Origin of the sequence: Argonema antarcticum A004/B2, from assembly GCF_023333585.1 — a bacterium.
GTDB classification, from domain to species: Bacteria; Cyanobacteriota; Cyanobacteriia; order Cyanobacteriales; family Aerosakkonemataceae; genus Argonema; species Argonema antarcticum.
In genome coordinates this window covers 1-23,224 of record NZ_JAIQZN010000036.1, presented here as the reverse complement: position 1 = coordinate 23,224, position 23,224 = coordinate 1, and the positions used below count along the sequence as shown (strand labels likewise).

15 protein-coding genes are annotated in these 23,224 nt (G+C 45.0%); 7 read left to right on the top strand and 8 right to left on the bottom strand.

From position 1 onward, the window contains the following. Window positions 1-21: 21 nt before the first annotated feature. Window positions 22-1,281 carry a cation:proton antiporter gene (locus LAY57_RS16705; RefSeq protein ID WP_249067918.1) on the top strand — a complete coding sequence of 420 codons (1,260 nt, stop codon included), beginning with the start codon at window positions 22-24 and terminating at the stop codon, window positions 1,279-1,281. Here the strand turns inward: LAY57_RS16705 and LAY57_RS16700 are convergent. The 6 genes from LAY57_RS16700 to LAY57_RS16675 all read right to left on the bottom strand — a co-directional run bounded on the left by LAY57_RS16700 (window position 1,268) and on the right by LAY57_RS16675 (window position 12,455). Then, window positions 1,268-8,020 carry an ATP-binding protein gene (locus tag LAY57_RS16700; protein ID WP_249067917.1) on the bottom strand — a complete coding sequence of 2,251 codons (6,753 nt, stop codon included), beginning with the start codon at window positions 8,018-8,020 and terminating at the stop codon, window positions 1,268-1,270. The two genes, LAY57_RS16705 and LAY57_RS16700, sit on opposite strands and share 14 nt — an antisense overlap. A gap of 131 nt (window positions 8,021-8,151) precedes the next feature. After that, entirely contained in the window at window positions 8,152-8,532 is a 381-nt protein-coding gene (locus LAY57_RS16695; protein WP_249067916.1) for a nuclear transport factor 2 family protein, read from the bottom strand. A gap of 134 nt (window positions 8,533-8,666) precedes the next feature. Continuing rightward, the gene (locus tag LAY57_RS16690) at window positions 8,667-8,945 is read right to left on the bottom strand and encodes a hypothetical protein (protein WP_249067915.1); all 279 of its coding nucleotides are present in this window, start codon (window positions 8,943-8,945) and stop codon (window positions 8,667-8,669) included. 73 nt (window positions 8,946-9,018) lie between these two features. Next, on the bottom strand, window positions 9,019-9,897 hold the full coding sequence (locus LAY57_RS16685; protein ID WP_249067914.1) for a tetratricopeptide repeat protein: 879 nt from the start codon (window positions 9,895-9,897) through the stop codon (window positions 9,019-9,021). A 146-nt stretch (window positions 9,898-10,043) separates the two neighbouring features. After that, window positions 10,044-10,853, bottom strand: a complete 810-nt coding sequence (locus LAY57_RS16680) for an SAM-dependent methyltransferase (RefSeq protein WP_249067913.1) — start codon at window positions 10,851-10,853, stop codon at window positions 10,044-10,046. 12 nt (window positions 10,854-10,865) lie between these two features. Beyond that, on the bottom strand, window positions 10,866-12,455 hold the full coding sequence (locus tag LAY57_RS16675; protein ID WP_249067912.1) for a mechanosensitive ion channel family protein: 1,590 nt from the start codon (window positions 12,453-12,455) through the stop codon (window positions 10,866-10,868). A 46-nt stretch (window positions 12,456-12,501) separates the two neighbouring features. Between LAY57_RS16675 and gor the strand changes: the two genes are divergently transcribed. After that, complete coding sequence (gene gor / locus LAY57_RS16670) at window positions 12,502-13,899, top strand: glutathione-disulfide reductase (RefSeq protein WP_249067911.1); 1,398 nt, start codon at window positions 12,502-12,504, stop codon at window positions 13,897-13,899. A gap of 45 nt (window positions 13,900-13,944) precedes the next feature. Here the strand turns inward: gor and LAY57_RS16665 are convergent, their stop codons facing one another. After that, window positions 13,945-14,790, bottom strand: coding sequence for an RpnC/YadD family protein (locus LAY57_RS16665; protein ID WP_249067910.1), 846 nt, complete (start codon window positions 14,788-14,790; stop codon window positions 13,945-13,947). A 68-nt stretch (window positions 14,791-14,858) separates the two neighbouring features. Here LAY57_RS16665 and LAY57_RS16660 point away from each other — a divergent pair, with 68 nt between their 5' ends. Then, complete coding sequence (locus LAY57_RS16660) at window positions 14,859-15,149, top strand: type II toxin-antitoxin system Phd/YefM family antitoxin (RefSeq protein ID WP_249067909.1); 291 nt, start codon at window positions 14,859-14,861, stop codon at window positions 15,147-15,149. Between the two features lie 653 nt (window positions 15,150-15,802). Beyond that, complete coding sequence (locus LAY57_RS16655; RefSeq protein ID WP_249067908.1) at window positions 15,803-19,954, top strand: HEAT repeat domain-containing protein; 4,152 nt, start codon at window positions 15,803-15,805, stop codon at window positions 19,952-19,954. 67 nt (window positions 19,955-20,021) lie between these two features. Here LAY57_RS16655 and LAY57_RS16650 read toward each other — a convergent pair whose 3' ends face one another. After that, entirely contained in the window at window positions 20,022-21,269 is a 1,248-nt protein-coding gene (locus tag LAY57_RS16650) for an FAD-dependent monooxygenase (RefSeq protein ID WP_249067907.1), read from the bottom strand. 145 nt (window positions 21,270-21,414) lie between these two features. On the opposite strand from LAY57_RS16650, the gene LAY57_RS16645 reads away from it, so the two are divergent. From LAY57_RS16645 to LAY57_RS16635, 3 genes are read left to right on the top strand one after another with little or no spacing between them, the layout of a single operon-like run. Continuing rightward, the gene (locus tag LAY57_RS16645; RefSeq protein WP_420839093.1) at window positions 21,415-21,990 is read left to right on the top strand and encodes a sigma-70 family RNA polymerase sigma factor; all 576 of its coding nucleotides are present in this window, start codon (window positions 21,415-21,417) and stop codon (window positions 21,988-21,990) included. Beyond that, window positions 21,987-22,454 (top strand): hypothetical protein, encoded by a 468-nt coding sequence (locus tag LAY57_RS16640; RefSeq protein WP_249067906.1) that lies wholly within the window; start codon window positions 21,987-21,989, stop codon window positions 22,452-22,454. Before LAY57_RS16645 ends, LAY57_RS16640 begins: the two co-directional genes overlap by 4 nt. A gap of 6 nt (window positions 22,455-22,460) precedes the next feature. Continuing rightward, on the top strand, window positions 22,461-22,973 hold the full coding sequence (locus LAY57_RS16635) for a Spy/CpxP family protein refolding chaperone (protein ID WP_249067905.1): 513 nt from the start codon (window positions 22,461-22,463) through the stop codon (window positions 22,971-22,973). Window positions 22,974-23,224: the final 251 nt, after the last annotated feature.

Here is a 23,224-nt window from a genome sequence, read left to right as displayed (position 1 = left end):
GTCCCTAGTCCCTAGCTATATATGGATATTTATATAATTGACCTGTTTGTTATTGGCTTGCTCCTGCTCATTGTTACATTAGGATCGGGCTGGATTGCCCGATTACCCCTCTCCTTCGCCCTCATATACCTGCTCGTCGGTATCTTCCTTGGCCCCTATGGAGTACATTTAATTCAATTGCGACCCGATGCCAAGTTTCTAGAGCGACTGACAGAATTTGTTGTCATTGTCTCCTTATTCAGCTGCGGACTAAAAATGAATCGCCGTCTCAATTTGTGGTCTTGGCGTTCAACAGTGCGGCTAATTGGGTTTTTGATGCCGATTTCAATTTTTGCCATCGCCGCCGTAGGTCATTGGCTATTAAAAATGGAATGGGGGCCAGCAATTTTACTCGGAGCAATTCTCGCACCAACCGATCCAGTATTGGCTTCAGAAGTTCAGCTATCTGATGTCGAAGATAAAGATGAATTGCGCTTTGGGTTAACCTCGGAAGGCGGTTTAAACGATGCCCTGGCTTTTCCCTTTGTCTATTTCGGGATTTACTCGTTAAAAGATAATAATTGGTCAAACTGGTTTAAACAATGGGTTGCCGTTGATTTAATTTGGGCTATTGCAGCTGGCATTGTCATGGGAATAGTGGTAGCAAAGGCTATTGTCTGGATTGACAAACGACTGCAAAAACACCGCCCAGTCGATGAATTAATGGAGGATTTCGTAGCTCTGGGCATCATTTTGCTCACCTATTCCCTAACAGAATTTGTCAACGGCTATGGATTTTTGGCTGTTTTTGTAGCCGGAATTGTAGCACAGCGCAGTTATCGCGATCCAGACAAGCGAAATTCTCAGCTAGAATTTATAGAAAGAATTGAAAAACTGATGGAAGTCGGGACAATTTTACTACTTGGTTCGCTTCTGCGATGGGAAGCAATCCAGGCTCATGCTGGTGAAGCATTGTTGGTGGCAGGATTGTTAATTTTTGTCATCCGTCCTTTGGGTACTTGGATTAGCACAATAGGCCGCTATCCTACCGCAACCCGCTGGTTGTTTGGCTGGTTTGGCATTCGCGGTGTGGGGAGCATCTATTATCTCTGCTATGCTTTTGGAAATGGCTTAAAAGACGAATTGGGTGAACAAATCGCTTGGATTACGTACATTACTATCGTCATTTCCGTAATTTTGCATGGCATTAGTGCCACCCCATTAATGAACTGGTACGAGCGTAATATGAAAAGCCGCTATGCGAATGTAAAACCTGTAGAAAATTTGGTTAATAAAACTTGATTGTTTGAAGGGCTTGGAGGGGAATTTCGATCGCAAACTCCGTTCCCCCTCCCGGTGTCGAAATACAATTTAACTGCCCGCCGTGAGACTCCACCACAATAGAATGAGAAATATACAATCCCAAGCCACTCCCAGACCCCACCGGCTTTGTCGTGAAGAAAGGATCGAATATTTTGTCAAGTACCTCCGGTATCATGCCGGGGCCATTATCGGCAATTCGGATAATTATAGAGTTGGACGTAGTAACTTCCGTGCGAATGCGAATGGTGGGTAGTGGCTGGGATTCTTTTGGATTAGCTACTTGATATTTACTATACCCTTCCAAAGCATCAATACAATTGCCGAAAATATTCATAAACACCTGGTTGATTTGAGAAGCGCGACAAGTCACTTTGGGTAGTTTGCCATATTCTTTAATCACGTGGATTTCCCAACGTCCTCCCTCTGGTTTGAGACGCGCTTGTAAGAGCATCAACGTACTTTCCAGACCTTCGTGAATATCCACAGGTTTGATGTCGGATTCATCCAGACGGGAGAAGTTTCGCAGTGCCAAGACAATTGTGCGAATGCGTTGTGCGCCGTTTTCCATTGATGACAAAATTCGATCCAAGTCCTCGCTTAAAAATTCGATTTCGTTATCTAAAAGCGCTTCTACAATTTCTGCCGGTGGATTGGGATAGTGTTGCTGATAAATAGTCAAAACATGGAGCAATTGTTGACTGTATTGCTTGACATAAGTAATATTGCCGTAGATAAAATTGGTGGGATTATTGATTTCGTGGGCGACGCCAGCAACTAACTGACCTAAACTGGACATTTTTTCGGTTTGAATCATTTGGGCTTGAGTGCGTTGCAGTGTTTGCATCGCTTCTGCCAACTGCCGAGCTTTCTCTCTTTCTCGCGCTTCGCTTTGTCGCAATGCTTCCAAATTGCACAATTTGATTTGCGTTTGAATGCGAGCTATGAGTTCGTTTTTGGAGATGGGTTTGGTGATATAATCGTTAGCGCCAACGGTCAAACCTTGTACGAGGTCAGAAACTTGATTCTTGGCGCTCAACATGACAATGGGTAATTCGTTGGGGCTGTATTTCTGGCGAACTATTTGGCAGACTTCGTAACCGGATATTTTGGGCATCATGATATCCAGAATAATCAAATCCGGGCGGCAATTCTCGATTAAGGCTAATGCTTCTGACCCGCTACTGGCTTGCATGATGCCGTATTTATGCAGGGATAAGTAGTTGGCGACTACTTGCAAGTTAACGGGTTCGTCGTCCACAACTAAAATATTGAATTCGCTTTGAGAAGGAAATGTTTCTAAAGGTACAAGTAGAGGGGATGCTGCTTCTTCGCGAACTTTACTGAGGGTTTGGATTGTATCCGGTTTCAAATCTATTGTTTGTGTGCTGATGGGGAGGGTAAAGATGAATTGGGAACCTTTGCCCAATTCGGATTCGACGCGGATAGTACCGCCGTGCAATTCTACTAATTGTTTGGTGATGCTTAAGCCCAAACCTGTGCCGCCGTATTCGCGGGAGATGGAGGCATCGACTTGCTCGAAGGATTTAAAGATCTTGTCGAATTTTTCAGATGGAATGCCAATTCCCGTGTCGGTAACTGTTACTTCCATCATGTTGTTGACCGCATTTGCCGATATAGTGACGGAGCCGGATTTGGTAAACTTGATGGCGTTGCCGACCAAGTTGTGTATGATTTGTTGCAAGCGGTTCTCGTCGCCTTGTACCGGGGGTAAATCTGCTTTGATTTCGTTTTTGAGTTGAAGGGATTTGCCAGCTAGAAGGGGTTGGGAAAGTGCGAGGACGATTTCGGTGATTTGGCCGAAGTCTACGGGCTTTGTTTGGATTTCGATTTCTTGGCCTTTGAGTTGGGCGAAGTCGAGGATGTAGTTGACTAAACGCTCCAGTCTTCTGCCGCTGGAAACCACCATCGAAAGGTTGGCAATCTGCGGTTGGGACATGGTTCCAGCTGCGCCGTCGATGAGGGATTCGGCGATGCCGATGATGCCGTTGAGGGGGGTGCGGAGTTCGTGGGAGGTGTTGGCTAAAAAGTCGTCTTTGAGTTTGTCGAGTTTCTTCAATTCTTCATTGAGGGCGGTGGTTTCTTCGTAGAGTTGGGCGTTTTGAATGGAGATGGCTGCTTGGGAAGATAATAGGTTTAAGATTTCCAATCTGTCGGTGGTGAAGGCTCCGGTGGTGAGGTTGTTTTCTAGATATAAAATGCCGTTGAGTTTGCCTTGATTGAGGAGGGGAAGACAGAGGATGGATTTTGGTTGGGCGGCGAGAATGTAGGAGTCGTTGCGATATTGGACTTTTGCTAATGGATTTTGGCTTTCGCTGACGGCGTTGTCGAGAACTACTGTTTCTTGGCAACGGGCGACGTAGTTGACTATGGCGGTACTCAGAAGGGGTATTTGGGTGGTGGGGTCTACAAAGTCTATGGGAATGGATTGGAGGGTGATTACTTCGTCGGAATCTACTGTTGCGGATGCTTCGATTACCCAGTTACTTGTTTCGTTTTCTCTTTGTTTTTGGGTGGGGAGAATGAGAAAGCCTTTTTGTGCGCCAGCATTTTCGATCGAAATTTTGATCGATTTTGAGAGGAGTTTGTCCAGGCGGATTTCGCCGGATATGGCTTGGGAGGCTTTGAGGACGCTGGCTAAATCTAATTGACTGGAGGTTGTTCCACCTGTGGTGATGATAGTGGAAATGGTGGTTTTGGTTGGCCAAGAAGTTGCTGAGGCGGCGGTTAAGAATTCTGGATATTTGGTTTCCAAATGTTTGACTTTGGCGACAGCGCCCCATTGCTGATAGAGGTAGCGTGCGTTTTGCAGGTAGTGACGGGCGAAATGATTTTGGTTTTTGGATAGATAGAATTTGCCTGCAAGTTCGTTGGCGAGGGCTTCTTCGTTGAGGTATTCGTTTTCGTGGGCTAATGCGATGGCTGTGTCGTAATATTCTCTGGCATCGCCGTATTTGCCCAAGACGCGGGCGCGTTCGGCTTCGACTAGATAGAATTTGTGCAGGTAGTTCATGGGGGCATGATTTGCCCATGTTTCTAATTTTTGTTGGTTGGCGGCGACTTTTGAGAGGATGCGCTCTTTTTCTACTTCGTCGGCATCGGGAAATACGGCGAGATGAGCTAGGGAATCCCAAGAATGGAATTGGTAGAAAGGAGTCATTCCTATGGTTCCGTCTAAATACTCTTCTGCTCTAGCTGCAACTACAACGGCTTGCAAGTAATCCTGAAAGAGATAACTGATAACCATTTTGTTAAAAAATAAGTAGTAAGTTCCCGATCTATCGTTTGCCGTCAATTGAAGTGGTAGCATTTTCTCTTCATTGTAAGCTTCACCTATTAACTGACAAGGGTTTTGATTTCTGCTCAGCAAATTCAAGACTACCTGTCGCCACAGTTCAGAATAATTAACGATAGTTTGCTGTTTGTTTTGACGTATGGCTTCACTGTATAAAGCCATTTCTCGTTCCAGTCCAGCTAGTTCCTTACCAATAAAATAGGAATGCACGCAAAAAACTAATAAACAATAGCCTGCGTATTCCAAAGCTCCGCTTTCCAGTCCGCTATAATAGCCCTCTAGCAAAAGTTTTAATGTTTTACTTATATGCTCGTTCCAATGGGTTGTCGCGCCGCAAACGATGTTTATTGTTCCTGCTTTAAATTTTTTGGCATTGCTCCTTGACAATAAATTTAACGCTAGTTGCCCAAAGGCATAACTGGAATCAATATTTCCCATTATGCCGCCAATAATTAGCCCATAACAGGCATAGGTGAAAGCAGATTCATTAGCATTTCCGTATTTGAGTGAGAAATAGACCTGTTTAAATACAGATATTGCTAGCAAATGAGGAGCAACTTTAAAAGCAATAGCAAATAAATTGTTGAGGATACGCATTGCTGCAAGTTTGTTCCTATCTGTCATTTCGGCTAGATATACTAAATCTTCAATTCGTTTTTCTCCCAAAGTAAACTGTATCTGCTCTAGTTCAAGCATTATATCGGAATCCGTTATTTGCTCTGGAAACGTGATGCCCAACATTTTAAGAATTTGGAGAGCAGCTTGCATTGCTTCTATTTGCTTGTTCTGGGCAATGTAGGCTTGAATCTCAACCTCATAAACTTTTACTTTATCCAGCAAGGAGATAGCTTCTTGGCGGACTATTTCAGCTAACCGATCCATCTCTTCAAATTTGCCGATTAGATATGCTGACTCTGCCGCTTCCAGATATAAATCTAAGGTCAGGTTATACTCAGTTTTCCAAGCATTTTTTGGCGAAAATTCGATGCCAAGTTTCAAATAATTAAATGCCGATTGATAAGCTGCCGAGGCTTTGGCTTTCTGTCCCGCTAGCAAGTTTAATTTTGCCAGTTCATAGCCCTCAGCTTGTTGCTGAATTAACTCTCTACCCTGGTTCAGTTGATTGACAATTTCAAATATTTCTTGGTTTCGCTTGTCTGCTGGGGTATTTTGCAGTAACAATTGTCCGATTTGCCAATGGACTGCTTGCTTGTCTTCCGCAGGAATCAAGGAGTAAACTGCTTGTTGAATGCGATCGTGGGCAAACTTATATTCAACATTTACTTGACCTAAAAAATCTTGTACGTCGAGGTCGAGTAGTTTGTACGCATCGTTTAAGGGTAAGATTAAGTTTTCTGCGATCGCTTCCCATAGATCGCCTGCTGTTTCTCTGAGAGGTTTTTCATAGACTACTGCTAGAGTTTGCAGGTCGAACTGATTGCCAATACAAGCGGCGAGTTTCAATACTGCCTGTGTTTGCTCTGGCAATTTCTGTATCTTGCCTGCCATCAGTTCAACTACATTATCAGTAAAGCCTCGCTTCTCAATTTGTGTTAAATTCCACTGCCAACTGCCTTGCTGATACTCAAAAGTAATTAATCCTTCTGCATAGAGAGCTTTTAAGAATTCATTCAGAAAGAAAGGATTACCGCCTGTTTTAGCAACTGCCAATTTTGCTAGCGGTAAAGCTGTCTCTGAGTCGCAATTAAGGGTATCGACTATCAACTGATTAACATCGGACAATTCCAATGGTGAAAGAAATATCCGAGCTATGATTGCATGAGCCTTCTCGATCTCTGCCAAGGTCAGCATGAGGGGATGGGCTTCGCTGACTTCGTTGTCCCGATAAGCTCCTATTAAAAATAGATATTTAGTATCCGCCGCTGTCATCAAACGTTCAATTAATTTCAGCGAAGCACCATCGCTCCACTGCAAATCGTCTAAGAAAATGCAGAGCGGATGTTCGGGCTGGGTAAATACTTTAATGAATTTACCAAAAACCAAATTGAAGCGATTTTCTGCTTCCGCAGCTGCTAAAGCAGGTACTTCCGGTTGCTGTCCAATAATTAGTTCTAATTCGGGGATGACTTCTATCATCACCTGACCGTTTGAACCCAAGGCAACCAGCAACTTGTCTTGCCAAGCGGCTATTTGGGCTTTACTTTCTGTGATTAGCTGTAGAATTAAGGAGCGAAATGCTTGGATCAGGGAGGCGTAGGGTATATTGCGCTGAAATTGGTCAAATTTACCAGCAATAAAATAGCCTCGCGATTCGGTAATCGGTTTGTAGACTTCCTGTACTAAAGCTGATTTGCCAATACCGGAATACCCTGCCACCAACATTAATTCGCAGGCTCCTAAGCTAACTCGCTCGAAGGATGCCAATAGGATTTCAATTTCTTTTTCTCGCCCATACAACTTTTGCGGAATTTGAAAGCGATCGGAAGCATCGGCACGCCCCAGAGGGAAGGGATCGATCTGCTTTTTCCGCTGCCATTGATGCAGACATTGTTCTAAATCTGCTTTCAGACCGGATGCTGATTGGTAGCGGTCTTCGGCATTTTTTGCCATTAATTTCAGCACAATTTCTGAAATTGCCTGGGGAATATCTGGTTTGAGTTGGTGCGGCTGTAAAGGAACTTTGGCAATATGGCAATGCACCAATTCCATCGCATCGTCGGTGGGGAAGGGTAATTGACCTGTTAGTAACTGGTAGAATGTGACTCCCAACGAGTAAAGATCTGTGCGATAATCGATGGGACGGTTCATGCGTCCGGTTTGCTCTGGCGAGATATAGGCCAGCGTTCCTTCTAAGACATTTGGATTGCGAAAAGTTGCATTTTCTCGCGAAATAACTGTAGAAATTCCAAAGTCAATGAGTTTTACTTGCCCGGTTGTATGATTCAGAATAATGTTTGCTGGGTTAATATCTTTGTGAATAATATTTTGCTGGTGAATTTGACCCAAAATCTCGCTAACTTGAATAGTTACTGTTAAAAAATCTGCCAAAGAACCTAACCCCTCTAACCCCCCTTCCCTACGAGGTAAGGGGGGAAGAGGAAGATTTCTCCCCTCTCCTTGTAGGAGAGGGGTTGGGGGAGAGGTTTCTTCTGCTTGCATCAACTGTGCTAAGGATTTACCCCCAAAGTCTTCTAATACCATCACCCAGCGGTCGCCATCCCTTTCCAAACTGTAGGCATTTACTACCCCAGTTAGATTCAAGTTACAAATGACTTCATACTCTCGCTTGAACCACGCAATTTTTTCCGGCGGTGGGTAAAGTTCCTTGAGTATCTTGAGGATAACTGGTTGCTTATCTACTTGCCTAAGTCCGCGATAGACCAACGAGTGATCGCTTTCGTGAAGTTTTTTGGCTATTTGGTAGCCTGAAAATGTTATGTTCATCACCGTTTCTTCCTAATTAACTTAAAGTACAAGTAGAAAAATTAATAATGAAAAAATAAGGTTGGTTTGATCAATAAAGCCAACCTTGATTAAACGTTACTTTAACGAACTAAATCAGAAAGTGTCTCCCATTAGGGATACCCATAAATTACTCGCCACTGGACGATTTTGCCTTCACGCAGAGTAATCACATAGACAAAACTGCTTTGCACATTACGACCGTTGTTCTTGAACTGGATTCTTTCCTCCCCGCATACTACAACCTTGTCGCCTTGAACGATGTACTCTTTTGCCTCGTGACTTCCTCCATCTACTATCTGATTGAATATTGCAAAAAGCTCATCTACTTGTTCGCAGCCAAGATATCGACCAGTTAAGGGATCGTCGATCGATCCAGATACAATCCACTCTATATCTTCTGCCAAGTATTCTTTTGATGGTGTTAGGGCAGTACCCTTTTCATAGTTTTCGACTATTGTCTGCACTATTTTCAAATTTTCTTCTTCTGTCATAAGTATCTCTACCCTTGCTAATCTCTGATTTCTTCAACGAACTTGCTGCTTAACAGCAGCGCTTGGCTATTGCCAAGAATGAGAAACTTTCGCTAATAGTCGTGCGAACTATTGCTAAAAAATCAAAGGCACGGCTAATTTCCCTCTGAAGGTTCTGAATCTGGGCCTGAATCAGGTGTAGGATCTGGATCGGGTGAAGGATCTGGATCGGGTTCCCGAAAAGCGATCGATAACACAGGCAGTTCGTCTGCAAAAGCAGCAATAATTTTAGCTCTTTCGCCGCTCTTGACTATGGCCCGCTCAACTTCTGTTAACCCGGCTGCATCCATCACTGCTGTGGGTGACTGGGCAAATGCTGCCTGTTTGTGGGGATTTGTGGCTAAATCGGTCAATAACTCGTATAGCTTGCTCAAAATTAGTCCCTCTTTAGGTTGCTGCAAATTTTTCAATGTATTGCTGGAGTTATACCACCATTAATCTTCAATTTCAACAATTTTTGCAATTAATTAACACTTTAAAGCGCGAATCGCTGTGTAGGTTAAACCAAGCTGGGTCATTACGCACCATCTCGACGTTGAGGTCGTATTCAAAGGATATGGCTGCTTGCAAATAGTTCAATGCTTTGTCAAAGTCGCCCGACAATGCAGCCAAACCACCCAATCCGTAAAGGGCGATATCGCTTCCACCATACCATTTGGGATTTGGGATTTGGGATTTTGGATTGGCAGTTTCGTCGGAGTTAGACAGAAACCCGGTTTCTTGGGGGTTATCGGAGTTAGACAGAAACCCGGTTTCTTCGGCATCCACCATTGACTGCAATACAGTCCGCGCTTGGTGGATTTCGGCTTGAGCTTTCTCCAATCCTTGCCAAAGAGTCTGATTGACGGCAATGCAATATACAGCGAGAGGGTCATTTGGTCTTGCTGTCAAGGTTTGTTTGTAACATTTCATTGCTTCGGCGTACCGTCCCAGGCGCGTGAGGGGAAAGCCGCGTTCGTTACCCCAATAGCTAACGATCGTCTCATCAAGAGCGATCGCGCGATCGAATTCCACCACCGCTTCAGCATAGCGATTGGCAATACTGCACATAACGCCCCGGTAAGCATAAGCCCAAGCATAATCGGGTTTGAGTTCGATCGCTCTGTTAAAATCGGCCACAGCTTCCTCATAGCGCAATAACCGCCGATAAACCACGCCACGGTGCGCGTAAGCCCAAGCGTAATTGGGGGAAAGTCCGATCGATCGGTTAAAATCTGCCAAGGCTTCCGTATAGCGTTTCATCTGACGGTAGGTTTCGCCCCGTTGGGCAAAACCTTTGGCATTGGTGGGGTTTTGGGCGATGGGTATTTCATCGGCGTGGTTCATAATGCGATCGTAAATGTTATCTACAATTTTTTATTGTCGTAAGCAACACAGCCCGCCTGCGATTCAAAGATCGTAAATTCAGGATTATCAAACATTTTGGGAAAGGGGGAAATTTTGACTTTTGAATGAGTGACTTTTGACTTTTTCTAGCCCCTATTTTCCATTCCCAAACGCGCCATCATTTCGCGATCGAGCGGTGCTGGGCCTAATGGGGGTACATAAAGAGTGGAAACTGGCGTCACGTTGGCTTCTGGCAGTTTAGAGAGAGGAATGCGTTTGATTACAGGTTCGCAAACTGGGTAATAAACGGCGGCTTCGTAGACAATTACTTCGTGGTCGAAACTATAATACTCTTGCAAAACCTCTGCTAACACAGTTAATCCGTGCAAATGACTTCCTTCTTTATAGAAACCAAGATTGCCGATCATCGCAATTTGCCACAAAATTAAGGCACAGGTTGGGTCAAATTTGCGCCGTCGGATCAGGAAGTCCGTGGCTTCAAAACTTTGGCATCCGTTGACACCTGGGTCAAGTCCGACGTCGGCAAATAAGCAATCTTCGGCGGAGATTCCTGGCAGCATTTGGGCTTTGAAACCTTCGCGACGCGCCTGTTTCAGCGCTCCATGTGCTGGATCGGCAAATACACCGGGATGACCGTAAAAAACAGCACATACATTCAAACCTTGACGCACTTCGGTGAGGATTCGCTCCACCATCTCGCGATAGGTTTCCTTTCGCCGAGTGCGATCGGTATTATAAGGTATGGCTTCGGCAGTGGCGTTGAGCGATCGCAGCCATTTGGCAGTCAGTGGGTCGGCTACGGCGAACAATAGCTTATCCGCTTGCACAATATGAGCTTGCGCCCCTAAAGTGAGGTGACCCACCAGTTGAATACCTGTACCGACAATAGTTAACGAACCTGCTTGCAAGTTATCCTCAAAACTCAAAATTGCCAATTCTCCCAGTTTCTAGTCTCTTTGATTGGCTCCATTGTCGTATTTTTTGAGCAATTTAGCTAAGGAAGCTTCCAACTGGGGCGAGAGTTCGATCGGTAAACTGCCAGAACGGACGTACAAATCTCGTTGAGGAAAAGGAATTTCAATATTGCGATCGCGCAAAATAGCATCAATTATAAAATATAAATCGCTCTTGATTAGAAACTGTTTGCGCGGTTCTCTAATCCAAACAAGTAACTCTAAATTCAAGCCATTGTCGCCATATCCCTTGAAAATCACAAGAGGAGGTGGTTCGGACACGACCTCCTCATAATCTTTTGTGGCATCAATCAGCGCTGACCTCACTTTAGTCAAATCAGAACTATAGGCTACAGCTATAGGTAATTTGATTCTGGTTACAAAACCGCTGTGATTCCAGTTCATAACCTCGTTTTCTAAAAAGCGGGAATTGGGCACAATAATTGAAACTTGATCGAGGGTGCGAATTTCGGTGCTGCGGACGCTGATGCGCTCTACAGTTCCCATGAAATCGCCCACATTTACAAAGTCTCCCACTTGAATCGGACGCTCAAAGATAATTACCAAACCGCTCACAAATTCCTTGGCAATTCCCTGCAATCCCAAACCAATTCCTACACCCAAAACTCCAGCAAAAATAGTAATAGAACTGAGGTCTAATCCCCACAGTTGTAGCAACAATACACTACCGAGCAAAATTAGCGTGTAGTTGGCAATTATGGCGATCGTTTCTTGAGCGCCTCGATTCATGCCTGTCAACCGCAACACACGCGATCGCAACACATTCTTAACGGTTTTGGTTACAATTAAAAGACCGTAAAACAGCCCAATCAGGATAATTACCTGGATAACAGAGTAAGATTTATCTCCCAGAGGAATGATTGGTGAAGCCAGACTGTAAACAACAAGGTCAGCTATTTCTTGGCTCCATACCCGCGTTTGGGGAAACTGGTTGGTGGTGTAAAGTGCAACCAACAACCACAACCCGGTACGCAGGAGGGCAAGTGTAAACTTGAGGAACAACTCAAGACTGCGCGTTGGCGCAACAGCCTCTGGAAGCGTCTCCTGCTGGCGACTCAATCGTTGTAGCAAACGATGCCAAATTGAACCTAAAAGGGAGGTAAGGGCGATCGCCACCAGCACACACCCAACCGAAATTAACAAAGCTTGGCGGATATACCCAGGACGCCTCTGTTCCTGTGCTAGCTTAATCGCTACATCAATGCGATCGCGCCAGAGTTCAGCCTGTTCTTCCTTCAACATCCCTTCTGGGGCGTCTTTCTCAGTCACAGTCAGCAAATTAAGCCCATTCACCCGGATCACTGGCAGATCTTTGATCTCCACCACCTTCACCTGTACGGGATCGCCCGACTGTACTACCCGATTCAGCATTTGATTGGCATAATCGGCTCGTGGCTGAGCTTCAAATCCCTCCAATTGGCTGACTTTAAATAACTGGCGTCCATCTAGGGTAATCGGCGCAGTAGGATTTTCTTGCGCCCACACTGGCGTCAGGCTAAGGATATAACCCAGAATAAAGCTGAGGGCAACTATCCGAAGAGATTTAGTTTTTATGCAACTCATTAGGATAAGAATTGTACAAACGTCCACTACGGGAGCATAGCAAGTCATGGCATACGATTACGACCTCTTTGTGATAGGTGCAGGTTCCGGGGGGCTGGCGGCTTCCAAACGGGCGGCTTCCTACGGTGCTAAGGTTGCGATCGCAGAAGGCGATCTCGTCGGCGGCACCTGTGTAATTCGCGGCTGCGTTCCCAAAAAATTAATGGTATACGCCTCTAAGTTTTCGCATCTATACGAAGACGCAGTTAGCTACGGTTGGAGTAAAGTCGAAAGCAGTTTTGATTGGCAAAAACTCGTTACCGCTGTCGATAATGAAGTGATGCGTCTGAATCAGCTGCATATTAACTTCTTGGAAAAAGCAGGCGTCGAATTAATTAAAAGTCGTGCCACTTTATTAGATCCTCATACGGTAGAAGTAGATGGGCGCAAAGTCACCGCCGACAAAATTTTGATTGCTGTGGGAGGAGAAGCCGTCAAACCGAATATACCAGGCGCAGAATATACCCTCACTTCTCGCGGAATGTTTCACCTCCAAGAACAACCCAAACATTTGGTAGTTATTGGCGCTGGCTACATTGCCGTAGAATTCGCCTGTATTATGCAGGGACTTGGTTCTCAAGTAAGTCTGATGATTCGGACCGATCGCATTTTAAAAGGCTTCGATGAAGATGTTCGTAGCGGCATTCAAGATGCGATGACGCAACACGGTATCAACATTATCTGCAATAGCCAAGCAAAGAAATTTGAGAAAGTGTCGGAAGGTATTAAAATTACCTTTTCCGAACAAGGCAAAGATACCGAATCGACAATCACCGCAGATGCGGTTTTAACGGCAATCGGTCGCGCACCTAATTTAGCCGGACTCGGTTTAGAAAAAGCCGGTGTTGAAACTATCTTCTGCGAAGATGAAGAGATGCCCAGGTTGCACGGCTACAGCGTCAACTGTGCCATCACAGTCGATGAATACAGCCGCACCAGTCAGCCCAATATTTTTGCTGTCGGCGATTGCACCAACCGCATCAATTTAACGCCAGTTGCTATTGGCGAAGGTCGCGCTTTTGCCGATACTGAATTTGGCAATAATTCCCGCATCTTCAGTCACCAAGATGTAGCATCTGCGGTATTTTCCCAACCGGAAGCCGCTAGCGTTGGTATTAGCGAAGCGGAAGCCAGACAAAAATTGGGCGACGCGGTGAAGACATATCGCGCTCGTTTTCGTCCCATGTTCCACAGTTTGACTGGCGCTGATGAAAAAGTTACCATCAAATTAGTTATTGACGGTAATACCGATCGAGTATTGGGCGCTCACATGGTAGGCGAAAGTGCGGCGGAGATTATTCAAGGCATAGCAATAGCCGTCAAAATGGGTGCTACCAAAAAAGACTTCGACGCCACAGTCGGGATTCACCCTTCTACAGCTGAGGAGTTTGTTACTTTGCGATAGATATGCCATAAACCGGGCTTCTTTGTCAGAAACCCGGTTTTCAATCTAATCAATATTTGAGATGATTTGCCGTAATTCCTCCAAACTATTCACCCTCTTGAGTCCCATCTGAATTGCCTTCAATTGCTCCAAATCTAACATTTGAGATATTTGCGGCATCAACTCCAGTCCTTCGCTGCCGAATTTCATTTCTAAAATCAGTTCAATTGACGAGAGTCGTTCTTGACGTATTCCTTGTTGCAAAATTTCTTGATACCAAGGAGACTCGCTTAATATTGCCATATCCCACCTCATGATTTGCTGAACTAAACGACTTTCCAATACAAAAGTAGCAAAAAAGGCCATGACTGTTTCAAACTGGCTCAATTGCTCATCGGCGCGTAGAACTTGCAATCCTCGCCGTACTGTAGATTCTGATGCGCCACCCTTCAGCACTGGTACAAATGGGATAAGAGGTGAAGCTGGTTGTTGAAAAGCGATTTCACAATCGACTTCCCAAAGATTAATCACGCGGTAGTCTTGTCGCGCCTGCAATCCTGCCAATTCGGATTCATAGCGAGTGGGAATTTCGACATTACCCTCTTGTAAGACGTTAATCAGTACTGGATAAGTTAGCAGGTTATATTTTTCTTCCGCCAGCGCTGCATAAGCCCGCATTCGCTTGGGCATATTAGGCTTATAGCGTAGTTGGATTTCGTTGAGTACCAAAAAATCGCCATACTGGGGACTATTGGCTCGAATTAGCACGTCATTTTCGCGACTTATCCACTGGAATTCGGAACTGATAATCTCTCCTGCTACAATGTCGGGGATTTGGGTTGCCCATTTTATCCAAGTGTTTGGTGCTAGGCTGATTAAACGCTTGCTGCTAATATCTGCGGCTTTAGCCATAGGTGAGTAAATGCGTTGATTTTAATTGCGGCGGTATTCTATAATTGAATACATTACTGGAGGTAGCAATGCTCGCCAATCAAACAACATATACCACATCTGAAAATAATTTTGACAAAATTTACGATGAGGTAATTTCTACCCGCGAACCTGTAGTTATTATTCGCGAAGGTTCTGAAAGCGTGTCTGTCATTCCTACTGCTGAACTTAACAGCATCATGGAAACAGTATATCTGTTCCAGTCACATGAAAATGCCATGCGCCTACTGGATGCTTTACAACGTGCCAAAGCACGAACTAATAAGCCTCGAACTATAGAGGAATTGCGTAAAGAATTCGGACTTAGCGAAGACGAATAAAAGGTGTATGTCGGAAAATTCAGTGATAATGCTTTACAGCTTTATTTTTATAAATATTGCAAACAACAACACCCAAGCCATATTCTCTGAGGAATCTCCTCTCATTTTTTTTCAGCCTGGAGTTGCACTGATATATAAAATCCAGTTCCCTATCTCCCTTGGCGATAAATGAGGAAATATCAGACTTTTGGTTGGGTGTTGTTGTTGGATGAGACAGATGCTAGATTTAACAGCGTCTTTTACCTCTTTGCTACAAACGTGAACTTCGCTGTGGTATCTGTCGGAGAAGCTTGTTTGCTTCATGTTTTTAATTTAGCACTCTTTTTTAGAGAGGCAAGAGAATGAAACCAAACTTTACGTTCTTTGAGGTGGCTGCTGTTTGGATTACAAACATAAACAAAGTGCGATCGCTACAGTTGAGATTAATGCTTAGACAACAGAAGAGTTTGTTATAGGTTGAATTGTGTGGCTAAACTAAGAGCTATCTTACCGAGTTGACCCCTTTGTGTGGGTTAGCCCCAAGCTCTTGTCGATATCATTGTTGGGCGAGGTGCGATCGCAATATTGATAGATAGTCAGATGGGCGACGCAAATGCGCGTGCAAGTACATATAGTTACTTTATCGCCCTCCCTCTAAGGAAAGATTTATCGTTTTGAAGCCACCAAGTATTGCCATGTTTGAAAACCCGCTAACTTTGGTGTTCACCGATCTAGTAAATTCCACTGCCATCAAATCTAAATTAGAAGGCAGCGATATCAGCGCACGCAACCGCATATACCGCGACAGTATTTTGATGCCCCATCGCCACCGAGTTGAAGTCACGGTAAAGAAATACGGTGGGCGCAAAGTCGAAACCATAGGCGACGCTTTCTTTCTCGTCTTCCCCAACCCAATTCAAGCAGTAGAGTGTGCGATCGCGATCCAAAATAGCCACATCACCGACCCAATTCTCACACCATTTGGGCTACTGCAAGTCACAATCGGGATGCACACAGGTAGTCCGCTTCCAGATGGCGATCGCTTCATCGGGCAAGAAGTAGACTATGCCGCCCGCGTCGCCGCACTTGCGAGCGCCGAGCAAATCCTGCTCTCGGAAGTGACAGCCGCATTATTGTGCGATGCCCAAATCGCTGAGTTGGGGCTGCATCCCCACGGCGATCGCGACTTAAAAGGCATCGGGCGCGTCCCCATCTTAGAAGTTCTCTACAGCGACAATAAAGAACCCAAACCCCTCAAGGATGGTATCAAAGCAGGAATTGACTTTTGGCGAAAGATAAGCAGAGACAGACTTGAGTCCCAGAAACGGCTCACCACCAATCCGCTTACAGCTGGAGAAGGAATAAAATTCGATCTAGATGAAATTTACACCCCCTTGGGATTGGTAGAGCGAAAACAGAGAGACAGGCTCAGCGCTAATGTTCGTCCAGAAAGAGGTTCCCAGTTATACGAACCTGTAGGAATAGAGCTTGTTTCCCCACAACGCGAAATGGGGCGGACATTTGAGAACGATCAATTTTTTGAGCAAGTTCTCAAACCTGGACAAAACAAAAAAATCGCCATTATTGGAGAACCTGGTTCCGGGAAAACCACCCTTTTACAAAAGATTGCTTTTTGGGTATTAGATCACACCGAAGGTTTACCAATTTGGATTTCGCTAGCCGATTGGCAAGATAAAGACAAAGACCTCAAACTCGATCGGTATTTACTACAAGATTGGCTCAAAGACGCCATCTGCAAACTGCGAGTAGCACCAGAAGTTGAGGATGATTTTGTCGAGCAGTTTAACCAGGGTCGAGTGTGGTTGCTCCTCGATGGAGCAGATGAAATGGATGAAGGAGCAGAAGGTATTTCTCCCTTGACATTAATAGTTAACCAGCTGGGAGGTTGGCTCGATCGCGCGCAGATAGTATTAACTTGTCGGCTAAATGTTTGGGACGCTGGTAAAAACGCCTTAGAATCCTTTGCCACTTATCGCAATTTGGATTTTCCCCCCTCGCAGATGAATCAATTCATCCGCCATTGGTTTAACCATAACCCGCAGTGGGGCAACTGCTTAATCCGAGAACTAAATAAACCCGAACGAGAACGGATCGGGGATGCAGTCAAAAATCCGCTGCGCTTGGCGCTTTTGTGCCGCACTTGGCAATTTGGCGCAGGAGAATTGCCCAATACCAAAACGGGACTTTACCAGCAGTTTGTCGAAGGGCTTTACGAGTGGAAACAAGAGCGATTTCCCACCACATTGCAACAGCGTCAGACTCTTAATGAATGTCTTGGCCAATTAGCCCTAGAAGCAATTAATGCCAAAGAATCGCGGTTTCGGCTGCGCCATAGTTTTGTATTTAATGTCTTGGGAAACCAGTACGAACAGTTTCAATTAGCTTTAAATTTAGGTTGGCTGAATAATGTAGGGGTGACAGCAGAACAACCCCACGAAGAAGTTTACGCTTTCTTTCATCCCACATTTCAAGAATATTTTGCAGCGCAGGCAGTTCACAATTGGCGCTACTTCCTCAACCACATTCCCCACAACCCTGACATAGGTCATTATCGTATTTTTGAACCCCAGTGGCAGGAAACGATTTTGCTGTGGCTGGGAAGGGAAGATGTGCCAAGAACACAGAAAGAAGAGTTTATCAAGGCATTATTAGAATTTGAAGATGACTGTCACCATTTTTATGAGTATCGCGCTTACTTTCTGGCCGCCGCAGGTATAGCGGAGTTTAAAGATTGTAGCTTTGCTGATGGGATTTTGGCGCAGATCGTCCATTGGGGTTTTGCTTATGAAGTTGAAAAGCAGAAATGGTGCAAATCTTTGTTGGGAATGGAAAGGAAAGATATCTCTCTTTGGCGCAAATTTTCAGGAAAAAAAGTACTGCCCACCTTAATCGATCGCACTTGTCTGTTAGCAATAGAAAAGGAAGCAAAAACTGTTCTCCAAAAGACTGAGCGTTCTAGAGCGATCGCAGCCTTAATCGACTTATTACACCACTGTCAGCAACATAAAACTATTAGACGAGCCGCCCAAATGTTGGGACAAATCGGCTCTGCCAACTCAGAAGCGATCGCAGCTCTAATCGAACTGCTCCAAACTTCTAGAGATGAAGAAACTCGCAGGCGAGCTATCAAAAGCTTGGGGCAGATTGGTGTTGGCAATCCAGAAGTTTGCGCTGCTTTGAGCGAACTGCTGCAAAATAGCGAGGATGAGGATACGCGCCGGTTAGCCGCCTACAACTTGGGGCAAATCGATCCTGGTAATTTGGAAGCGATCGCCGCTCTTACCCTTTTAATAAATACTTCTGGCGATGAAGATACCCGCCGATTAGCCTCTGTCAACTTGTGGCAAATCGAACCGGGAAACCTCGAAACTACCAACGCCTTACTCCATTTAATCCATACTTCTGGGGATGAAGACACGCGCCGAGTAGCCGCGCAAAATTTGGGACAAATCGATTCAACAAACCCAGAAGCTCGTAACGCCTTAATTAATTTAATTCACACTTCTGGCGATGAAGACACGCGCAAGTTAGCCGCCCAAAACTTGTGGCAAATCGAACCTGGGAACCCAGAAGCGATCGCAGCTTTGATACACCTTATCCACACCTCTGGAGATGAAGACACTCGCAGACAAGCCGCCTACAATTTAGGGCAAATCGATCCTGGAAACCCAGAAGCTCGCGACGCATTGATCGATCTGATTCGCACATCTGGAGATGAAAACACCCGCCGCCTCGCCGCCTACAATTTAGGAGAAATCGCTCCGGGAAACCACAAAGCTCACTCGGCTTTGCTTGAGTTGATCCGCACTTCCAGAGATGAAGATACTCGCCGCCTCGCCGCACATAACTTAGGGCAAATCGATCCTGGAAATGAGGAAGCGATATCTGCTCTAGTCGAGCTAGTTCAAAATAGTCACAATCAAGATAAACGCAGACGCTGCGCCAGGATTTTAGGGCATATCGCACCTGGTAACGAACAAGCTCGCGATGCGCTCATACACCTGTTGCAAACCAGTCAGGATGAATTTACTTGTTGGCAAGCCGCCACCAGTTTGGGGCAAGTCGATCCGGGAAACGATCGGGCTCACACCGCTTTAATTGAGTTGTTGCACAGTTCTGGCGATGAAGAAACTCGCGGACGAGTTGTTCATAGTTTAAAAGTAATTATTCAGGATAATCTGTGTAAAGCCGGAGTTTCTGCTTTAAAATTTTTTCTCTCAAATCACTTTTACGAAAACGATTTCGATCTCTACTGGCGTTGCTACGAATTGATTTGGCACTGGGTTCAAAATATGAGTTATCCAGATTTTTATGAAGCTTGGCACAGTCAAAAAAATCTGCCGATCGCTCCCAACTTTAATCTTTCAGAATTACCCGAAATTCTGGCTGATGCTATTTCCAATCATCCTAATTTTAGTCAATCCATACATCTAATTTGTATAGACGGCAGCAAATTTGTTGAGCCGGATAATCCGGCTTTGGAGATTTACGATCAAATGCTGGATGCTGGTTGTCTAGAACGAGAACATCGCGAACCGGAAACGATGCAGGAACTTAAGTTTTATTTTCACTGGCTGCGACGCAAATGGCAACGGAATTTAGTTTTGGTATTTTACGAAAATCCAAAGCCACCTGCACCCCAGGGATTTAGCGATATTTTCCTCAACGATTTAAGCAGATTTGATGGTGCAATTTGTGTTGTGAGCGAACAGGCTAATATTCCTTTGCAATCTTTTTCACCCGATCGGTCAAATTTGATTGCCGATATTGTGGCCTGGATCGAGGAGAAAATGATGGAGGATTAGGAAATGCGAATCGCCAGAAATACTTTGCGATCATCTATATAAAACCCAATTTTGGGGAGAACAAGATTTAACTAAGCTTAGATTTGAGGTGCTTTTTAGGGTCATAATTAAACAGCCATTTAAACTGTAAATCACCTAACCAAGTCGGAATCAACCAATATATCAAATTTCGCAAAAAACAACCAAAATCTGAATCTGTCTGACCTAAATTTCCTACCTGTCTAGAAGTAGTAAAAACCTTTTCAACTCTCTTACTTCTACTTACTTCAAATTCTCGCAAACTAGCAGGAATATCTTCTCCTTTTTCTTCTCCAATAATTAACATTTTAACTAACTCAAAAGCATCTTCGATCGCCATGCACCCCCCTTGCCCCAGATTTGGTTGCACTGGATGGGCCGCATCTCCAATTAACGTTACTCGACCGCGACCCCATTGCATACCAGGCGGTTCGCGATCGAAAATATCATCCCGATAAATACTTCCTTCCGACAATGCTTCAATAATAGCTGGAATTGGCTGGGCATAAGATGAAAAAAGAGCTTGCAATGCTTTTTTAGAACCACCCATTGCTTCATCATTCCCACCAGCTTCCGCCTGACTAAAAGCATAGAAACTAAATCGATCACCACCAACATCAAAATATCCAAACCGATTACCTCGTCCCCAAAATTCTCCCCAACTGTAACGCGGATCTAGAGGTAAATTATCTTTGTAAAACCATCCTCGCCAGCAAGACATTCCACTATAAATGGGTGGTTCCATTTGTTCCTTTCCATTTAAACGCGCCCTTACCTGCGAGTAAAGTCCATCCGCGCCAATCAGAACATCGCCCCAAGCTTCTCTTCCATCCGCAAAGGAAACGCGAATCCCATCTGCTGTTTCCACAAAATCTGTAAAAGCTGCCTTATTCCTGACAGTTCCTTCTGGAAGCGCATTGTAAAGGATACTTTGCAGTTCCGGGCGTAGAATACAAATACCCAAATCTTCTGCTTTGACAAATTCCGGCGCGTTAATATACAAAGGCTTTGCTTGTTTGCTGAAAAAACCGCCTTTGAGAATCTTAGCTCCTTGTTGGTACAACTGCGATCGTATCCTTCCTTCCCACAGCAGTTCGTAAACGCGCATGGCATTGCGTTGGATGAAAATGCCCCCAGGCCCAGATAACATGGAATCAAGGTCGCGCTTTTCGTAGAGTTCTACCTGCATTCCCATATCGAGACAAGCTATAGCACAAGTTAATCCCCCAATTCCTCCGCCGATGATAATCGCCTTTAAAGCTTCCTGTTTTGTAGCCTTGCTGGTGTTATTCTGCATTGCTGTTTCTTATCCTATGGGTGCGATCGCACTTATCATTATCCTAAACAGCAAAACCGACAAGTTATTGGCGATCGATTTGAACCTTTGCCCAACCTACCCAGTCTAAACCATGCGAAACTAGCCGTTGAGGGAGAAACCAGAGGTGTATCTTGATGCAGGGGTAAATGTGCCAGAAAGCGATCGGTCCGACTCCTATCTAGCCCAGCAGAGTATCCAGGGAAACCAGGAACGCTTTCGACAACTCTATCAGCGCTACCATCAGCGAGTTAGGTCAACCATGTACCAGCTGTGTGGCCCATCCTCCCTCGACGACTTAGTGCAAGAAGTCTTTATGCGAGTATGGAAGGGATTGCCCCAACTGCGGCAAACATCGCAATTTTCCACCTGGCTTTATCGTATCAGTTGGAACGTAGCCTGCGACCAACGGCGGAAATTTGCTCAGCAGCGCACCTTTGACACCAAACTAAAAACTGAAAACTCAGAACAATCCTCAGCCCCGGATCTCATGCAGCTGCATTATAAAGATCTAGTGCAGCGCGGACTGGCTCAACTCAGTTTAGACCATCGCGCTGTAATAGTACTGCACGATCTCGAAGAAATCCCTCAAAAAGAAATGGCTGAAATTTTGGGTATTCCGGTGGGAACCGTCAAATCTCGCCTTTTTCATGCCCGTGCGGCTATGCGGCAATTTCTCCAGTCACAAGGAGTCCACCTATGAAACAGCTGCCAACAGATGATGATGAACGCTTAGTGGAATTCCTCAAGGCTAACCGTCCAGATGTTCCCTCAGCAGCACCGGATTTAGAAGCACGAATTTTCCAAGCTGTGAAGTCAGAACCTTCGCTAAATGTGCGCCGATTCTCTAAGCGACTGTGGCTGTTTCCACCCGCCATTGCTGCCGGTTTGATGTTGGTTTGGGGAAACAATATGCTGCGATCGGGCCTCAATACATTACCCTTCCAGCTTCCTTTGCAAGTAAGCCGAACCTCAACAACCACAATGCCAAACGACGCCGAACTCGTTAAGCTCGAATCCTTTTTAGAGAATAACTGGAATAGCGTCGTAGCCAGTAGCCAAACGGAAGAAGAACTCGAAAATACTTCAGCCGATTGGATGCAACTCGCCAATACAACCGCGCAAAATTCAACTAAATCAACTTTAAGAGAAACAACAAGGAGATAAATTCCCATGTTTTTGAACCGCGCTTCTACTATAGCCGCTTTAACTCTATCGATTGGAAGCGCTGCTGTTTTTATCAATCCCAATCCTTGGCTATCACAACAAAGCATTGCCCAAGATGTAAATCCTACCAATCGGCCCGATCGACAAATGCCCCGATGGATTCAGGAACTCAATCTCAGCCAAGCCCAAATCCAGCGTATACAGCAAATTCACAACCAATACAAAGACCGAATGTCCCAAAGCGTACAATCCCTACGCCAAGCACAGCAAGAGTTGCAAACTATGATGGCGAGTACGGCTTCCCAAGACCAACTGCGCGACAAACATCGCCAAGTTGAAGCAATAGATCAGCAGGTTAGGGAGCTAAGGTTTGAAAGTATGCTTGCTATGCGAGAAGTACTGACTCCAGAACAACGCCGTCAGTTTGCCCAACGTATGCAAAACCAGCGGAGAGGTATGAGGAACCGCCCAGGTAATAGAGGCCCAATGCCTTCTCCTCAAACTCCACCGACTAGGTAGGAGGTATGCTGGAATAGCGTCGGTATGCGATCGCATATAGGGACTTCCAAACAACAAAATATCTAACGACTTCTTGTGGGATGGGCGAGACGCCCATCTTAGAAGCGATTTCGGCTCTTCCATACTTAGCGCACTAAGTACGGAAGAGCCAGATTCTTATCAACCATAAATTATTTGACACTCCTCGGCGTGAACGCACGAGGATTCTTGGCTCTACGAACGACTTTAAAACCCACTATCCTTGCGGCAAT

Bases quoted from the DNA above. Each gene is read 5' to 3' on its own strand.
- gor (WP_249067911.1), top strand. From the start codon at position 12,502: ATGGCATACGATTACGACCTCTTTGTGATAGGTGCAGGTTCCGGGGGG.
- LAY57_RS16705 (WP_249067918.1), top strand. From the start codon at position 22: ATGGATATTTATATAATTGACCTGTTTGTTATTGGCTTGCTCCTGCTC.
- LAY57_RS16650 (WP_249067907.1), bottom strand. From the start codon at position 21,269: ATGCAGAATAACACCAGCAAGGCTACAAAACAGGAAGCTTTAAAGGCG.
- LAY57_RS16700 (WP_249067917.1), bottom strand. From the start codon at position 8,020: ATGAACATAACATTTTCAGGCTACCAAATAGCCAAAAAACTTCACGAA.
- LAY57_RS16675 (WP_249067912.1), bottom strand. From the start codon at position 12,455: ATGAGTTGCATAAAAACTAAATCTCTTCGGATAGTTGCCCTCAGCTTT.
- LAY57_RS16695 (WP_249067916.1), bottom strand. From the start codon at position 8,532: ATGACAGAAGAAGAAAATTTGAAAATAGTGCAGACAATAGTCGAAAAC.
- LAY57_RS16635 (WP_249067905.1), top strand. From the start codon at position 22,461: ATGTTTTTGAACCGCGCTTCTACTATAGCCGCTTTAACTCTATCGATT.
- LAY57_RS16685 (WP_249067914.1), bottom strand. From the start codon at position 9,897: ATGAACCACGCCGATGAAATACCCATCGCCCAAAACCCCACCAATGCC.
- LAY57_RS16660 (WP_249067909.1), top strand. From the start codon at position 14,859: ATGCTCGCCAATCAAACAACATATACCACATCTGAAAATAATTTTGAC.
- LAY57_RS16665 (WP_249067910.1), bottom strand. From the start codon at position 14,790: ATGGCTAAAGCCGCAGATATTAGCAGCAAGCGTTTAATCAGCCTAGCA.
- LAY57_RS16640 (WP_249067906.1), top strand. From the start codon at position 21,987: ATGAAACAGCTGCCAACAGATGATGATGAACGCTTAGTGGAATTCCTC.